This is a genomic window from Streptomyces sp. SID13726, from assembly GCF_010548375.1.
Classification (GTDB): Bacteria; Actinomycetota; Actinomycetes; order Streptomycetales; family Streptomycetaceae; genus Streptomyces.
In genome coordinates, this window is record NZ_JAAGLY010000002.1 from 442,718 (window position 1) to 457,181 (window position 14,464).

Annotated in this window: 14 protein-coding genes; 8 read left to right on the forward strand and 6 right to left on the reverse strand. The window is 72.0% G+C overall.

From position 1 onward, the window contains the following. Positions 1 to 208 precede the first annotated feature (208 nt). On the forward strand, positions 209 to 2,281 hold the full coding sequence (locus tag G3I78_RS06065) for a PEP/pyruvate-binding domain-containing protein (protein WP_164421744.1): 2,073 nt from the start codon (positions 209 to 211) through the stop codon (positions 2,279 to 2,281). Further along, positions 2,278 to 3,204, forward strand: coding sequence for a hypothetical protein (locus G3I78_RS06070; protein ID WP_239157637.1), 927 nt, complete (start codon positions 2,278 to 2,280; stop codon positions 3,202 to 3,204). The genes G3I78_RS06065 and G3I78_RS06070 overlap by 4 nt, the downstream gene beginning before the upstream one ends. Positions 3,205 to 3,332: 128 nt before the next feature. Here G3I78_RS06070 and G3I78_RS06075 read toward each other — a convergent pair whose 3' ends face one another. Further along, the gene (locus G3I78_RS06075) at positions 3,333 to 3,950 is read right to left on the reverse strand and encodes a TOPRIM nucleotidyl transferase/hydrolase domain-containing protein (protein ID WP_164421745.1); all 618 of its coding nucleotides are present in this window, start codon (positions 3,948 to 3,950) and stop codon (positions 3,333 to 3,335) included. 234 nt (positions 3,951 to 4,184) lie between these two features. Between G3I78_RS06075 and G3I78_RS06080 the strand changes: the two genes are divergently transcribed. From G3I78_RS06080 to G3I78_RS06090, 3 genes are all read left to right on the forward strand, one after another. Then, positions 4,185 to 5,327, forward strand: coding sequence for a GNAT family N-acetyltransferase (locus tag G3I78_RS06080; RefSeq protein ID WP_164421746.1), 1,143 nt, complete (start codon positions 4,185 to 4,187; stop codon positions 5,325 to 5,327). A gap of 265 nt (positions 5,328 to 5,592) precedes the next feature. After that, a complete protein-coding gene (locus G3I78_RS06085) occupies positions 5,593 to 5,826 on the forward strand; it encodes a hypothetical protein (protein WP_343243656.1) in 234 nt (77 codons plus the stop codon). A gap of 76 nt (positions 5,827 to 5,902) precedes the next feature. Continuing rightward, a complete protein-coding gene (locus G3I78_RS06090) occupies positions 5,903 to 7,354 on the forward strand; it encodes a glyceraldehyde-3-phosphate dehydrogenase (RefSeq protein ID WP_164421747.1) in 1,452 nt (483 codons plus the stop codon). A 66-nt stretch (positions 7,355 to 7,420) separates the two neighbouring features. Here the strand turns inward: G3I78_RS06090 and G3I78_RS06095 are convergent, their stop codons facing one another. The 3 genes from G3I78_RS06095 to G3I78_RS06105 all read right to left on the reverse strand — a co-directional run bounded on the left by G3I78_RS06095 (position 7,421) and on the right by G3I78_RS06105 (position 10,339). Beyond that, positions 7,421 to 7,816: a hypothetical protein gene (locus tag G3I78_RS06095; protein ID WP_164421748.1), complete on the reverse strand. Its 396-nt coding sequence runs from the start codon at positions 7,814 to 7,816 to the stop codon at positions 7,421 to 7,423. 97 nt (positions 7,817 to 7,913) lie between these two features. Then, a complete protein-coding gene (locus tag G3I78_RS06100) occupies positions 7,914 to 9,554 on the reverse strand; it encodes a thiamine pyrophosphate-binding protein (RefSeq protein WP_164421749.1) in 1,641 nt (546 codons plus the stop codon). Continuing rightward, a complete protein-coding gene (locus G3I78_RS06105) occupies positions 9,551 to 10,339 on the reverse strand; it encodes a cyclase family protein (RefSeq protein ID WP_164421750.1) in 789 nt (262 codons plus the stop codon). The genes G3I78_RS06100 and G3I78_RS06105 overlap by 4 nt, the downstream gene beginning before the upstream one ends. Positions 10,340 to 10,404: 65 nt before the next feature. On the opposite strand from G3I78_RS06105, the gene G3I78_RS06110 reads away from it, so the two are divergent. Together G3I78_RS06110 and G3I78_RS06115 are read left to right on the forward strand one after the other, a co-directional pair. Beyond that, positions 10,405 to 11,001, forward strand: a complete 597-nt coding sequence (locus G3I78_RS06110; RefSeq protein ID WP_164421751.1) for a hypothetical protein — start codon at positions 10,405 to 10,407, stop codon at positions 10,999 to 11,001. A gap of 128 nt (positions 11,002 to 11,129) precedes the next feature. Continuing rightward, complete coding sequence (locus G3I78_RS06115) at positions 11,130 to 11,903, forward strand: SDR family oxidoreductase (RefSeq protein ID WP_164421752.1); 774 nt, start codon at positions 11,130 to 11,132, stop codon at positions 11,901 to 11,903. Between the two features lie 177 nt (positions 11,904 to 12,080). Here the strand turns inward: G3I78_RS06115 and G3I78_RS06120 are convergent, their stop codons facing one another. Then, positions 12,081 to 12,818 (reverse strand): GntR family transcriptional regulator, encoded by a 738-nt coding sequence (locus G3I78_RS06120; protein ID WP_164421753.1) that lies wholly within the window; start codon positions 12,816 to 12,818, stop codon positions 12,081 to 12,083. Positions 12,819 to 12,956: 138 nt separating this feature from the next. On the opposite strand from G3I78_RS06120, the gene G3I78_RS06125 reads away from it, so the two are divergent. After that, entirely contained in the window at positions 12,957 to 13,916 is a 960-nt protein-coding gene (locus tag G3I78_RS06125) for an alpha/beta hydrolase (protein WP_203614412.1), read from the forward strand. 11 nt (positions 13,917 to 13,927) lie between these two features. Here G3I78_RS06125 and G3I78_RS06130 read toward each other — a convergent pair whose 3' ends face one another. After that, on the reverse strand, positions 13,928 to 14,455 hold the full coding sequence (locus G3I78_RS06130; RefSeq protein ID WP_164421754.1) for a carboxymuconolactone decarboxylase family protein: 528 nt from the start codon (positions 14,453 to 14,455) through the stop codon (positions 13,928 to 13,930). Between the last annotated feature and the right edge of the window lie 9 nt (positions 14,456 to 14,464).

The window sequence follows — 14,464 nt, forward strand, 5'->3', positions numbered from 1 at the left end:
TCGGGCGTCCGGTGACGGGACGCTGACGTGCGGGGAAAGCGCTTGCTCTCCGGAGTTGACCCTAGATCCCCGGCGATTGTCCGAACAAGACCCCCGTGGGGCCTTATTGATGAGCACGGCACGCACACAATTCATTTGCTTGACTCAAGTAACCCAAATATGCTTGCCTAACTCAAGCAATAGAACTCCCCCACCACAGGAGCAGCTCATGGGAAATCCGCTCGCGCACCTCGCCGTCGTACCCCTCGACACGCTGTGGGCGAAGGACCCGGCCGTCACCGGCGCGAAGGCCGCCAACCTGGCCCGGTCGGCCGTCGCGGGGCTGCCCGCGCTGCCCGGGTTCGTCCTCGTCCCGGCCGACCGGGCCCCGGACGCCCCCCTCGGCGAGTACGCCGTGCGGGCCGCCTGGCGGGAGCTCGACGGCGACCGCCGGGCTCTGGTCGTCAGATCCTCCTCCGCGCACGAGGACACCGAGGACTCCTCCATGGCGGGGCGGTTCGACTCGGTGCTCGACGTGCGGGGCTGGGAGGCGTTCCAGGCCGCCGTGCGGACCGTGCTGGAGTCGGCGCGGCGGGTGCAGCCACTGCGGCCGCCGCGGGACGCTCCTCCGGACGACGGGATGGCCGTGCTGGTGCAGCCCATGCTGCGGGCGACGGTCGGCGGGGTGATGTTCACCGCGGACCCGGTCGCGGGACGCACCGACCGCATCCTGGTCAGCGCGGTGAGCGGCGGCCCCGACCAGCTGGTCGACGGCAGCACCCAGGGCGTGCGCTACCAGTTGACCCGGTTCGCCCGACTGGTGCGGACCGAGCCGGCCGAACCGCCCGGGCAGCGGCTGCTGACCCATCGCGGGATCACCCGGCTCGTGGCGCTGGCGAAGAGGACGGAGCGGGTCTTCGGCGGCGCCCAGGACATCGAGTTCGGCTTCGACGCCGAGGGGAAGCTGTGGCTGTTCCAGGCCCGGCCCGTCACCGCGATGACCGCACGGCCCGCGCGCGGGGCCCGGCTGCTCGGCCCGGGCCCGGTCGCCGAGACCCTGCCCGGGGTGCTCCAGCCCCTGGAGGAGGACCTGTGGGTGACCCCTATGTCCCACGGGCTCACCCTCGCCCTGGACATCGCCGGTGCGGCTCCGCGCCGTACGCTGCGCAGGCTCCCGCTGGTGACCACCGTGGACGGCCGGGTCGCCGCCGATCTGCGGCTCCTCGGGGCCGTACCGTCGGCCCATCCCGTCCTGGACTTCATCAACCCGGCACCGGGGGCGCGGCGGGCCGGGGCCGCCTGGCGGATCGGGCGGCTCAAGTCGGCCCTGCCCCTGCTGGCCACCGATCTCATGGCGGACGTCGACCGCGCCCTCGCCGACATCCCCGAACCCGGCCAGCTGCTCGGCGGACAGCTCCTGGACGCCGTCTCCTGGGGCCGGGAGGCGCTGTCCTCGCTGCACGCCCAGGAGTCCCTGGCCGGTGCCCTGCTCGGCGCGGGCTCCGGAGCCACGGCGGCCGGTGAGGCGCTGGCCGCGCTCGCCGAGGGCCGTTCCCGGGGGCTCGGCGAGGCGGAGCTCCTCGCCCGGCATCCCGTCCTGATGTCCCTGCTGCCGCCGACGCTCGGCACGCCCGTCCCGCTGCCTGGTCACACCGGCTGGACCGCGCTGCCGAGAGGGGTGGGCGCGCTGCCGGTGCGTGAGGGGCTGAGGCTGCGCGTCCGCTGGGTGCAGGAGATGCAGGCCCGGATGGTCCGGGAGCTGGCCGTGCGGCTCGGGGCCGGCGAGTGTGCGCCCGGGCTTTCCCGGCTGGCGCTGCTGAGCTGGGAGGAGCTGGTCCTCGCGACCGAGGACGGGGGGCTGCCGGCCGATCTGGCCCAGCGGCGGCCGCGGTCCACGGACGCCGGTCCGCTGCCCGCGGCGTTCCGGCTCGCCGACGGTGTGCCGGTCGCCGAACTCCCGCCCGGACACCGGAACTCGGGCGACGGACAGGGCGCGGGCGGCGGCTTCGGCACCGGGGTCGCCTGGGACGGACGCGGCGAACGCCCCGAGCACGCCGTCCTGGTGGTGCGCTCCCTCGACCCGGCCCTCGCGCCGGTACTGCCGGGGCTGGCCGGACTGGTCGCCGAGACCGGCAGCGCGCTGTCCCATCTCGCCGTGCTGGCCCGTGAGTTCAAGGTCCCGACGGCGGTCGGGGTGCCCGCCGCCGTGGACCGGTTCCCGGGCGGGACCCCGCTCGACGTGGACGGCGGCTCGGGCTCGGTGACCGTGCGGGACCCGCGAGTGGAGGAGGAAGCGGCATGAGGAGCCTGAGGATCGTCGGGTACGCCTTCGGCGGGCTGTCGGCCGTGTACGCCGGCTACTACATGGTGCTGTACCTGACCCGCTGGGAGTGGCAGCGGGCGATGATGTCCGGGGTTCTGCTGCTGGTGGTCGAGGTGTTCCTGGCCACCGTGGTCCTGCTGACCCGTTTCGCCCGGCTGGAGCAGCGGATGGAGCAGTCGGACGCGCGGATCGAGGAGGTGCGGCAGCGGCTCCAGCAGTCGCGGGCCCCGCATCCGAACCGGTTCCGCTGGATGGACTCGGCGCGGACGCAGGAACTGGACGGCACCCAGCACACGTTCGTGTTCGTGCCGGTCCTGATGGCGGCCGGAGCGGCGCTGTCGGGTATCGCGATGGTCATCCAGAAGCTGGCCGGTGCCACCGCCCGGCCCGGTGCGGAACGCCGGCTGGCCGGGCGCCTCGCGGTCCTCACCGCCCCGCCGCTCGGCCCGCGGGTCGGCAGGACCCCGCTGGAGAGCCGCCCCGCGGTGCCGCCCGCCCGCACCCGGCACACGCTGGTCGGTGCGGCGGCGGCCGTCGGCGGCCTGGTCCTGGTGCCGGTGCTGTGGACGGCCCTCGCCGACGCGACGCAGACCCGCGCCGAGGAGACGCCGGACGCGGCGGGCACGACCATGGTGTTCCGGGTCGAGACCACCGCCGAAGGAGGCGACACCGCGCTCCGGCTGGCCGCGCAGGATCTCTGGGAGACCTGCCGTCGCTCCACGGCCGCGCAGAACGACGATGCCACCCTGAGCAGGCTCGACGACGGTGTCTACAGCGCCGTGATCCGGCCGGCCCTGCCCGATCACGACGTGATGCGGCTGCGGGGCTGCATCGAGGACGCGAGCACGAATCGGACCAGTGCGGTGGTGCTCGGGGAGGGACAGGCGGAGTTGCGGGACTGAGGCTCGACCGGGGGGCACGGACGGGCCTTGGGACATACGGGACTGGCTTTTGCGGCACACGGGACGGGCTTTGGGGCATTCCGGGGCCCGTTCCGCTCCTGTCGGGCACGGCTTGGGCACAGCGCCGCTCAGAGGCCCGCGAGCAGCCCTTCGAGTGGGGCGGGGACGCGGTCACGGTCGAGGGCTTCGACCAGGACACGGCCGTAATGGATCTTGCGCCCCTTCTTGGTGCCGAAGAAGCGCCTCAACTGCTGCTGGGAGGTGCTGCCTTGCTGGGCGGGCTGGCGCAGGAAGGTCCTCAGTGGGCGCAAGTCGCCTTCCGCGCGGACGAGTTCCTCCACCCGCGCCGGGCCCAGCGCGCGGATGAGCTCGTCCTCCAGGTCGGCGGCGCACACGAAGATCCCGTCCGGCGCCGCGCCCGCCCGCTCCCAGCCACGGGTGTAATAAGGCCGCTCGCGCTCGTCGCACAGGCCGGTCAGGCGCAGGCCCAGGCCGGAGGGCCCGAGGAGGTGGGCGAAGCGGCCGACGCTCATCGCACCGCCCATCGGCAGCACGCAGATCCCCTCGGCGGCCAGGTCCCGGCCACGGCTCGCGGCCAGCGCGTCGACCGCGGCGACATCGCTCGGCCCTTCGAGCAGGACGGCCACCCGCACGGACAACAGCGCGGCCAGCTCGCGCGCGGGGTCGCCGGGGCCACCGGCCGCCCACGCGATGACCGCATCCCGGAACTCCCCCATGTCAGCCATGAGACGAGTCTCCGCCCTCGCAGGCCACAGCGGTAGGGAATATCCGCCGGCGCGGTGATCGGCGGTACCGGGGCGGGCGGTGGCCGATGCTGTGCGTGCCCGTGGGAACCATGGGTATCCGATCTGCGTTCTTCGTTACGGCAGACACCCTTGACAGCGTGCGTACTGTTTCGCGACGTTTGATCCTTGCCGACCGTTCGATCGGCGATGGGGGAATTGGGGGGGCGCTCGCCCATGCGATCCATGAGCAGTGACACGGACATCACGATCCACAGACCCGAGGAACTCGGTGCCTCGCTCCGCACGGCCTGGCACCGGGCGATGGACGACTCGCCCGACTACGCCAACCCGTTCCTGGCACCGGAGTTCGCGGCCGGTATCGGCAGACACCGCAGGGGCGCCGCCCGGGTGGCGGTCCTCCACCAGCAGGGCGAGGCCGTGGGCTTCCTGCCGTACGAGCGGGGCTCGTTCGGTGTCGGCCGGGCCATCGGGCTCGGACTCTCCGACTGCCAGGGCCTGGTGCACCGCCCCGGGGTCACCTGGGACACCCGGGCGCTGCTCAAGGCGTGCCGGCTCTCCGTCTTCGAGTTCGACCACCTCGTCGAGGAGCAGAAGCCCTTCGCCCCTTATGTGACAGGGACGTTCGCCTCCCCGGTGATCGATCTCAAGGTGGGCAGCGACAGTTACCCGGAGTGGCTGCGCGGCGCGTACCCGGGCCTGGCCAAGACGACGCTCAAGAAGGAACGCCGACTGGCGCGGGACCTGGGCGAGATGAGGTTCGTGTTCGACGAGCGGGACCCGGACGCGCTGCGCACGCTGATGCGGTGGAAGTCCGCGCAGTACCGCAGGACGGGCCGGATGGACCGGTTCGCGCGGCCCTGGATCGTGGACCTCGTGGACGATCTCTTCCAGGTCCGCGAGGAGCACTTCACCGGGGTGCTGTCAGTGGTGTACGCCGGGGACCGTCCGGTGGCCGCCCACTTCGGGCCCATCTCACGCACGGTGTTCGCACCCTGGTTCACCGCGTACGACCCCGAACTGCGCTACTACTCCCCCGGCTTGATCATGCATCTGCGGATGGCCGAGGCGGCGGGCCGGCGCGGGGCGCGGCTCATGGACATGGGGCGCGGCGACAAGGAGTGGAAGGACTGGCTCAAGACCCGCGAGCTGCGTGTGGCGGAAGGATTCGTCACCCGTCCCCACCCGGTCGCGACGGCACACCGCCTGTGGCGCCGACCGGTCCGCGGCCTGCGCAACACGGTCAACGCCCACCCCGCCCTGCGCGAGCCCGCCGACCGCCTGTTGAAGACGGTCGGCACGCTGCGTACGTCCAGGCAGTACAGGGACTCCGACAAGTCGGGACCGCCGGCCGGCTGAGGGGCGGGATCACTCCGGCTTCTCGGACCGGCTGAACGGGTGTGATCATTGCGGTGGTTGTGCCGGGAGCGCGGGCGTGATCGTCGCGGTTGCCGTGCGGGGCCGCGGGCGTGATCGTCATCGCTCCCTTACGGCGGCGCGGACGCGATCGTCATCGCTCCCTTGCGGTAGCGCGGGCGCGATCATCCCGGCTCTCCCGCCCCTCCGGGTACCCCTGCCAGCCGACGACCGGAACGCCCTGGTCCAGCGGCTGGTCCGGCACGACGTGGGCTCCGGCTTCCGCTACGACCCGCCGCTGGACGACTACGCGGGCCCCGAGTCCGTCGAGCCCTCCCCCGGCCCGTGGGCCGCCCGCTGGTTCGCGGTGCACGTGCTTCCCGTCGATCCGCTGCGGGCCCGCAGGATCGTGGACGCGTTCGCCGAGGAGCGCGCGACGGACGCGCACCCGGCGTTGCCGCGGCCCGTGCCCGACACCCCGCGCAGGATTCCGGGGCAGTGAGGTGCGCCACCCCGATGATCGATCAAAACAACAGGGGGTTAGCATATGAGCGCCGCCTAGCTCGAAAGAGAATTCTGTGACTGTCAACGACGACTCGTTCACCGACTGGAAGAACCGCGAGGAGATCGCGGAATCGATGATCCCGATGATCGGGAGGCTGCACCGGGAGCGGGACGTCACCGTTCTGCTGCACAGCCGTTCCCTCGTGAACAAGTCGGTGGTCAGCATTCTCAAGACCCACCGGTTCGCCCGGCAGATCGCCGGCACGGAGCTCTCCGTCACCGACACCCTGCCGTTCCTGGAGGCGCTGACCGCGCTCGACCTCGGCCCCTCACAGATCGACATCGGTCTGCTGGCGGAGGACCACCGGGCCGATGACCGCGGGCTGTCGGTGGCCGAGTTCACCGCCGAGGCCGTGGCCGGTGCGACGGGCGTCAACAAGATCGAGAGCCGTGAGCCGCGGGACGTCGTCCTCTACGGCTTCGGCCGCATCGGCCGCCTGGTCGCGCGGCTGCTCATCGAGAAGGCCGGCTCCGGCAACGGTCTGCGGCTGCGCGCGATCGTCGTGCGGGGCGGCGGGCGGGCCTCCGAGGACCTCGTCAAGCGGGCCTCGCTGCTGCGCCGGGACTCCATCCACGGCCAGTTCCAGGGCACCATCACCGTCGACGAGGCCGAGGGCGCGATCATCGCCAACGGCAACACCATCAAGGTGATCTACGCGAACGACCCGTCCGAGGTCGACTACACGGCGTACGGCATCAAGGACGCCATCCTGATCGACAACACCGGCAAGTGGCGTGACCGCGAGGGCCTTTCCGGGCATCTGCGTCCCGGCATCGACAAGGTCGTGCTGACCGCGCCGGGCAAGGGCGACGTCCCCAACATCGTGCACGGCGTCAACCACGACACGATCAAGCCGGACGAGCAGATCCTGTCCTGCGCGTCCTGCACCACCAACGCGATCGTGCCGCCGCTGAAGGCGATGGCCGACGAGTACGGCGTGCTGCGCGGCCACGTCGAGACGGTCCACTCGTTCACCAACGACCAAAACTTGCTGGACAATTACCACAAGGCGGACCGCCGGGGCCGTTCGGCGCCGCTCAACATGGTGATCACGGAGACGGGTGCCGCCTCCGCCGTCGCCAAGGCGCTGCCCGACCTCAAGGCGCCGATCACCGGTAGCTCGATCCGGGTCCCGGTGCCGGACGTCTCCATCGCGATCCTGAGCCTGCGGCTGGGCCGTGAGACCACCCGCGAGGAGGTCCTGGACTACCTCCGTGACGTCTCGCTGACCTCTCCGCTCAAGCGCCAGATCGACTTCACGACCGCCCCCGACGCCGTCTCCATGGACTTCGTCGGTTCGCGCCACGCCTCGATCGTGGACGCCGGCGCCACCAAGGTCGACGGCGACAACGCGATCCTCTACCTCTGGTACGACAACGAGTTCGGCTACTCCTGCCAGGTCATCCGGGTCGTACAGCACGTGTCCGGGGTGGAATACCCGACGTACCCGGCCGCGGCGGTCTGACCGCACAAGCGTGAGGCCGGTCGCCGCAGTCACTGGCTGCGGCGACCGGCCTCCTCCCCAACCGCCCTACTCCTGCGGTTCGTTCTCGCCGGAGCGGCGCCGGAGCCAGGCCTCGACGAGGGCCTTCTGGTCCTTCGCGGAGACGCCCTCGACGATCAACGAGTCCTCGCCCTCGGTGAGTTCGACGCGCCGGGCCTGCGCCCGCTGCCGCCACTCCCCCACCAGGCTGACGAGCGCGCCGAGGGCCGCCCGTGAGAACACCCCGGTGACCAGCAGCGCGCCGAGGGTGGTGACGGTGCCGCCCCGGGATCCCGGCGGGGCCGTCGCCCCGACGGGCAGGTGGACGGTGTCGGCCGCGTCGAGCAGCAGCAACTCCTCCTGAAGCGCACGAGTCTGCGCGTCCGTCTCCTCGGCGTCACCGTCGGCGAGCTCGATGACGACGGCGATCTGCATGGGTCGCACCGCGTGGTTCTCCCTGTTCCTGTACGGCGAGTCGCATCAGCCTGGCACAGGTCGCCCTGGCAGAGGTCGCGCGGCGGGCTCGTCGGTCACGCGTGTCTCAGTGCCCCCGGAACGCCTCCTCCAGCCACCAGGACCCGTGGTCCTTCACGACCTTGGCGTCGATCAGCAGCGGCGCGGACCGCGGCCCGGCCACCCAGTCCTCCACGGCCTTCAGGTCCGCCGGCGTGTGCACGGTCACCGCCTCGAAGCCGTAGCCCCGGGCCACGGCGGCGATGTCCGTCGGCGGGAACTCGACCGTGCCGAGGGGGTGTTCGTCGGGGCCGAAGTGGTGCACCTCGGCGCCGTAGGCGTCGTCGTTGTACACGACGACGACCATGGGCAGCCCCAGCCGCCGTACGGTGTCGAGGTCGGCGGCGCCCATCAGCGCGCCGCCGTCGCCGAGCGCGGCCACCGGCAGCCGGTCCGGTCGGGCCAGGGCCGCGCCGATCGCGGTGGCAAGGCCGAGGCCGATCGACTGGAAGGCCTGGGTGAAGCAGAAGCCGTCCTGGTCGGGCACGGACAGGAACATGCTCGGGTGGCCCATGAAGTTCCCGGAGTCGATGCCGACCACGCGTTCCGCCGGGAGGATGTCGTCCAGGGCGATGCTGAGCGTGCGGGGGTCGATCCGGTCGCGGGTGCCCGCGTCCTCGTACGGCACGTCGCGCCAGCGCACGCGTGCGGCGATCTCCTGGGCGACGGCGGGGGTGCGCAGGCCCTTCTGTCTCCCGTCGGTGGCCTCCAGGGCGCGCCGTGCGGTGAGTTCGACGTCACCGGTGACCCCGAGGTGCACCTCGCGGTGGGCGCCGAGTGCCGACGGGTCGTCGTCGACCTGGACCACGGTCGTGTCCGCGCCGATCAGGGCGCCGTGCCGCATGGTCCACATGTTCAGCGCGCAGCCCCAGCCGACGATCAGGTCGGCCCCGCCGATGAGTTCGGCCGCCAGGGGCGAGGCGAAGCCACCGGACACGTCGAGCGACCAGGGGTTGCCGTGGAATAGGCCCTTCGCCACGGCCGAGGTCGCCAGCAGGGCGCCGCAGTGCTCGGCGAGGTCTTCGAGGGCGTCCCGGGCGGCGGGCGAGCGCGCTCCACGACCGGCCACGAAGACCGGGCGGCGGGCCCGCCTCAACACCTGTGCCAGCGCGGCCACTTCGGAGTCAACGGCCTCGACGGACGGGCGCCGCGCCGGTGGTGCCACCTGTGCCAGAGCCCCGTCCGGGACGTCCAACTCCTGTACCTCCAGAGGGAGGTTGAGGAGCACTGTGCGCCGCTCGTGCAGGGCCCGCCGCACTGCCGTCACGGCCTGTTCCACGGCCGCCTCGGCGGAGGTGATCCGCAGCGGGACCGCGCCGACGGCCGCCCCCAACGCCTCCTGGTCGACATAGAAGTTGGAGGTCGGGCGGGTCACCTCGGCGGCCAGCACGACGAGCGGTGTGCGGCTCTTGGCGGCCTCGGCGATGCCGGTCATGGCGTTGGTGAGGCCGGGACCCTGGTGGACGCTGACGGCGGCCACCGTGCCGCTCACCCGGGCGTAGGCGTCGGCCATGGTCGCCGCCCCGCCCTCGTGGCGCGCGGCGACGAAACGGGCCCCGGCCGCGACCAGGGCGTTGGTCAGGTGGAAGTTGCCGGAGCCGACGACTCCGAAGACCTGCTCGATCCCGGCCGCGTGCAGGGCCCGCCCGACGGCCCCCGCGACCTTCATGAACGCTCCACCAGCGCGAGCACGCGCGCGGGCGAGCCGGAGCCCGCGACGATCGGCAGCGGGCCCGCGATGACGACGCTCCCGGTCGCGGGCAGCGCGGCCAGGTTCTGGAGCTGGGTGAGGCCGTACTTGTCGCTGCCCATCAGATAGGCGTGACAGGGGAAGGCGGGGTCGAAGGAGTGTCCGCGTCCGGCGTCCGTGCCGACCGTCTCGACGCCCAGGCCGATCACGGGCGATTCCTGGGCGACCCAGCGGGCGCACTCCGGTGACAGGCCCGGGGTGTGCGGGCCGTTCTCGTCGGCGTTGAGGAAGGCCTCCTGGGAGGTCGAGCGGGCGTCCCAGCCGGTGCGCAGCAGCAGCCAACCCCCGTCCGGCAGCGGCCCGTTGCGCTCCTCCCAGGCCTTGACGTGCTCCACCTCCACCAGGAAGTCCGGGTCCTTGGCCGCCTCCGCGGTGAAGTCCAGTACGGCGGCGGGGGCGATGAGCCGGTGGGCGGGCACGGATGCCACGTCGGCGAGGTCCTTCCCGGTCACCCAGTGGTTGGGGGCGTCGAAGTGGGTGCCGGTGTGCTCGCCGCTGCGGAAGTTGTTCCAGTACCAGGCGGGCCCCCGGTCGTCGTACCGGCTGATCTCCTCCAGCTGAAAGGTCGCCGTCTGGCCGAATTCCGGGGGCAGTTGGATCACCGGGGTGTCCGACGACAGGGGCGAGGTGAGATCGACGACCTCGATCGAACCGCCGCGCAGCGCGGACACCAAGGCGGCGAGAAGGGACGGCTGCTCGTGCATGAGGGCCTCCTGAAACGCTCCGGGGCTGACAGCATGTCACCGACCGTCCACGCGAGGGGGGCACTGTGATCGGCAGACGTACGGGAACGGTACTGGTGGCCGGGGCGCTGGGCCTGGCCGGCTGCGGTGTCGGCACCGGGGACGACGACGCCGGTGGCGAGGGGACCAGGGCAGCGACCTCGGCGGTGGGTACGGCGACTTCTGCGGTGAGCAGCGCGGTGAGCGCGTCCGCCGCGGGCACGCCGTCGCCCACGGAACCCGCGTCCCCTTCGCCCGGCGCGTCGGCCTCTGCGTCCGCGACTCCCACGCCCGCGCCCGTGACCGGCCCGGACCAGAAGCTGGTGACGATGACTGTCACGGGCGGATTCGCGGGCGTCGATCGGAGGGTGGTTCTCCGCGGTGACGGCACCGCCCGCGTCACCGACAAGGGCCGATCCGTGGTGCGCCGCACCGATGCCGCCCGTTTCCGTGAGCTGCGCACGCTGCTCGGCGATCCCGCGCTCGACGACGTGCCCGCGTTCTCGATGCACGCGGGCGGGGCCGACATGTTCCAGTACACGCTCACTTTCGACGGCCGTACGGTCATGACAGACCGTGCGGGGGACGAGTCCGCGCTCGACCGTCTGATCGCGGCCTTGAGCGAGCTTCTGCCTCGGAGCTAGCGCGAACTGTCGGCAGAAGTGCCACTCTCACAGCTTCATCACCCTTGACCAAGACTTAGTGTCGACACTAAGAAGGGAGGGCGAGCCGCGCCGCGGTCGTGCACGGCTGCCTCGACAAGGGGGTCCAAGTGACCGGCAGGCTCTCCGGGAAAGTCGCTCTCGTCACCGGCGCGGGCGCCGGTATCGGCCAGGGGTGCGCGCTGCTCTTCGCCGAACAGGGTGCCCGTGTCGTCGGCTGCGATATCGATCCGGCCGCCGCCGAACGCACCCGCAAGGCGGCCGCCGACAAGGGGCTCGCCGTAGAGGTGCTAGCCCCGCTCGACATGACCTCCCCCGCCGATGCCCGGCGCTTCGCGGACGAGGCGTTCGAGCGGCACGGCCGGGTCGACGTCCTGGTGACCGCGGGCGCCATCGCCCCGCACATGGCGACGACGGCCGAGATGGACTTCGACGGGCAGTGGACGCCGACCCTGCGCGGGGAGGTCGACGTGGTCTTCCTGCCGGTGCGGGCCGTCTGGCCGCATCTGGAGGCCTCCGGCGGCGGCTCGATCGTCAACTTCGCCTCGGTGAACGCCTTCCGGGGCAGCGGCACCTTCGGGATGGTCGCGCACTGCGCCGGGAAGTCGGCCGTGCTCGGCCTGACCCGCCAACTCGCCGTGGAGGGCGGCCCGTCGGGCATCCGCGCCAACACCATCTCGCCCGGCATGGTGCGCACCCCCGCCACCGAGTCCGCCGGGGCCCACGAGGGCGCGGCCCGGGACGCGCTGCTCGCCCGGATCCCGCTCGGCAGGGTCGGGACGCCCGAGGACATCGCCTGGTGCGCGGTCTATCTGGCGTCGGACGAGTCGGCGTGGGTCACGGGCGGCAACTTCCCGGTGGACGGTGGGGTGTTGGCCAAGTGAGCTGCGCTTCCACGGGTGTTGAAGTGCGGGCGCGAGGGTGTCGCATCGAGGTGAGGACGCGAGGGTGTCGCCTTGATGTGCGGGCGAGAGGGTGTCGCCAGGCCGACCGGCCGACACCGAAGGCGCGCGGCCCGATCGGCGAGGGATGTCATTCGTACGGTGGTCCGCCCCCGGCCGTCACGACTCGGCCCGGCGCTTCCGCACCGGCTTGCGCGCCGCCGTGTCCTGCTCCAACTGCTCCTCCACCGCCCGCTGGGCCCGGACCGTCGCCCCCGCGATCAGGGCGGAGGCCAACTCGCCGTCCCGCTCCTCGCAGGCCTGGAGGAGGCGTTCCTGGTCGTCGATGCTGTAGGCGAGGCGGCCGGTGCGGGTCAGGCTGAGGTGGCGCAGCATCAGGGTGCGCAGGGCGAGCGAGTCGAGGATCTGCTTCAGCGTGGCGTTGCCGACGATCTCGGTCATCCGTTCCTGGAGCAGCACATGGCTCCAGAAGTACGCGTCCACGTCACCGTCGTCGGCGAGCTTCCGCATCCGCTCGACCCGGGTGCGCAGTTCGCCCAGCTCCTCGTCGGTCGCCCGGTCGGCCAGGAGGCCGGCGAGCATCGCCAGGAGGTTCTTGCGCACCTGGTAGATGTCCCGGATGTCCTGGAGGGAGGGCGCCGCGACCCGAGGCCGACGCCGGGCTTTCATCTCGACCAGGCCCTCCTGTTCGAGGAGCATCAGGGCCTCGCGCACAGGCGTCCTGCTGGTGTCGAACCGGCGTGACAGATCGACGCTGTTGAGGTCCTGCCCGGCCTCCAGACGGCCCTCGATGATCCCGGCCCCCACCCACTCCGCGATCTGCGCGACCAGCGGCTCACGCCGTTCCCGCAGCCGCAGCAGCCGTTCCAGCACGAGGTGCGTGTCCTGATCGGTCATGCGGCACTTCTCCCTGCCTGGTCCCGGCCCTCGGCGACGCAACTGTGTCGACACTATCTCAACCAGTTCCCCTCATCAGCCCCAGGTCCCTGGCTTCCTGTCGACAGAGCACACCTTTTACCGGAGGAATGAGGAATCGTGAAGAAGAACAGCACAGGCCCGTCCAGACGCGCCGTGATGGCGGGCACCGCGCTGGCCGCCGTCACGACGACCGGAGCGGCGGCCGGGGCCCCATCGGGGGGAGCGAGCGGCACCGCCCGGGCCGTGTCCGGGCAGGAGCCGTGGGAGCCCGTGCCGATCCCCGCACAGGTGCCGGTCACCGAGTACCAGGTGCCGGTGTCGGGCGGCGGCAGCCTGTGGTGCTGGGACACCGGCGGTGACGGCGAGCCCGTCGTCCTGCTGCACCCCGGCTCCGGCAGCGGCGAGAGCTGGCCCTACCAGCAGCCGGTGCTGTCCCGCGCGGGCCTGCGGGTCGTCGGCTACTCGCGGCGCGGTGCCCACAACTCGGTCGCGGGCACCAGAGCGGAGGCCGACACCGCCTCCGGCGACCTGGACACGCTCGCCGACCAGCTGGGCCTGGACCGCTTCCACCTGTCCGGCTCGGCGGCCGGCGGACCCGTCGCCGTCGACTACGCGCTCTCCCACCAGGACCGCCTCCTCAGCCTCACCGTGTCCGGCAGTGTCATGGGCATCATGGACGCCGAGTACGAGGAGCTGACCTCGGCGCTCCAGCCCGACCCGTTCGACGACCTTCCCGTCGACTTCCGGGAACTGGGCCCCTCCTACCGAGGCGGCGACCGGGACGGCGTGGCGGCCTGGCTGGAGATCAACGCCCGCGCACGGACCTCCGACGCCTTCCCCCAGTCCCTGGCGCACACCATCACCTGGTCGGCACTGGAGACCCTCACCCTGCCTGTCCAACTCATCACCGGCGACGCCGACCTGTACAGCCCACCCTCACTCATGCGCCTCAACGCCGGGCACCTCCAGGACGTCGAGACCCACGTGGTCCGAGAGGCGGGCCACAACCCGCACTGGGAGCAGCCCGCAGCCTGGAACCGACTGCTGCTCCACTTCGTCGGACGGCACCGCGGCTAGGGCCCGACGTGTCAGCCGCCGCTGACACCCGACCCGGACGAACCCGCCTGGACGTCGAGGGCGACCAGAAAGCGGGACACCATGTTGTACGCCGCCACGGTCGCCGTCAGTTCGACGAGTTCGGCGTCGGTGAAGTCGCCGCGCAGGGCGTCGAACAGCTCGTCGGGCACGTGGATGTCGCGGGTCATCGCATCGGTGTAGGCGATGACCCGCGCGTGGTGCGTGTCGAGGTGGGGCCTCGCTCGGCGGAGTTCGGACAGGACGTCGTCGTCGAGCCCGGCCCGGCGTGCTTCGGGTTCGTGTGCGGTCCATTCGTAGGGGGCGTCGTTCAGCACGGCGATCCTGAGGATGACCAACTCCCGGATATCCGCGGGCAGTTCCATGCGCCCTCTGATCGCACCCAGGAGGCTGTTCCAGCCGTCGGCGAGTTGCGGGCTGTGCAGCAGCATCCGGTCGAGGGGACGTAGGGCTCCGCCCCGGCGGGCGCGGATGCGGTCGGCGATCTCGCCGCTGCCTTCGGTGTCGGGGAGCCGTGCCATGCCTGGTCC

Coding starts and splice junctions, on each gene's coding strand:
- G3I78_RS06065 (WP_164421744.1), top strand. CDS start 209: ATGGGAAATCCGCTCGCGCACCTCGCCGTCGTACCCCTCGACACGCTG.
- G3I78_RS06070 (WP_239157637.1), top strand. CDS start 2,278: ATGAGGAGCCTGAGGATCGTCGGGTACGCCTTCGGCGGGCTGTCGGCC.
- G3I78_RS06075 (WP_164421745.1), bottom strand. CDS start 3,950: ATGGCTGACATGGGGGAGTTCCGGGATGCGGTCATCGCGTGGGCGGCC.
- G3I78_RS06080 (WP_164421746.1), top strand. CDS start 4,185: ATGCGATCCATGAGCAGTGACACGGACATCACGATCCACAGACCCGAG.
- G3I78_RS06100 (WP_164421749.1), bottom strand. CDS start 9,554: ATGAAGGTCGCGGGGGCCGTCGGGCGGGCCCTGCACGCGGCCGGGATC.
- G3I78_RS06105 (WP_164421750.1), bottom strand. CDS start 10,339: ATGCACGAGCAGCCGTCCCTTCTCGCCGCCTTGGTGTCCGCGCTGCGC.
- G3I78_RS06120 (WP_164421753.1), bottom strand. CDS start 12,818: ATGACCGATCAGGACACGCACCTCGTGCTGGAACGGCTGCTGCGGCTG.
- G3I78_RS06130 (WP_164421754.1), bottom strand. CDS start 14,455: ATGGCACGGCTCCCCGACACCGAAGGCAGCGGCGAGATCGCCGACCGC.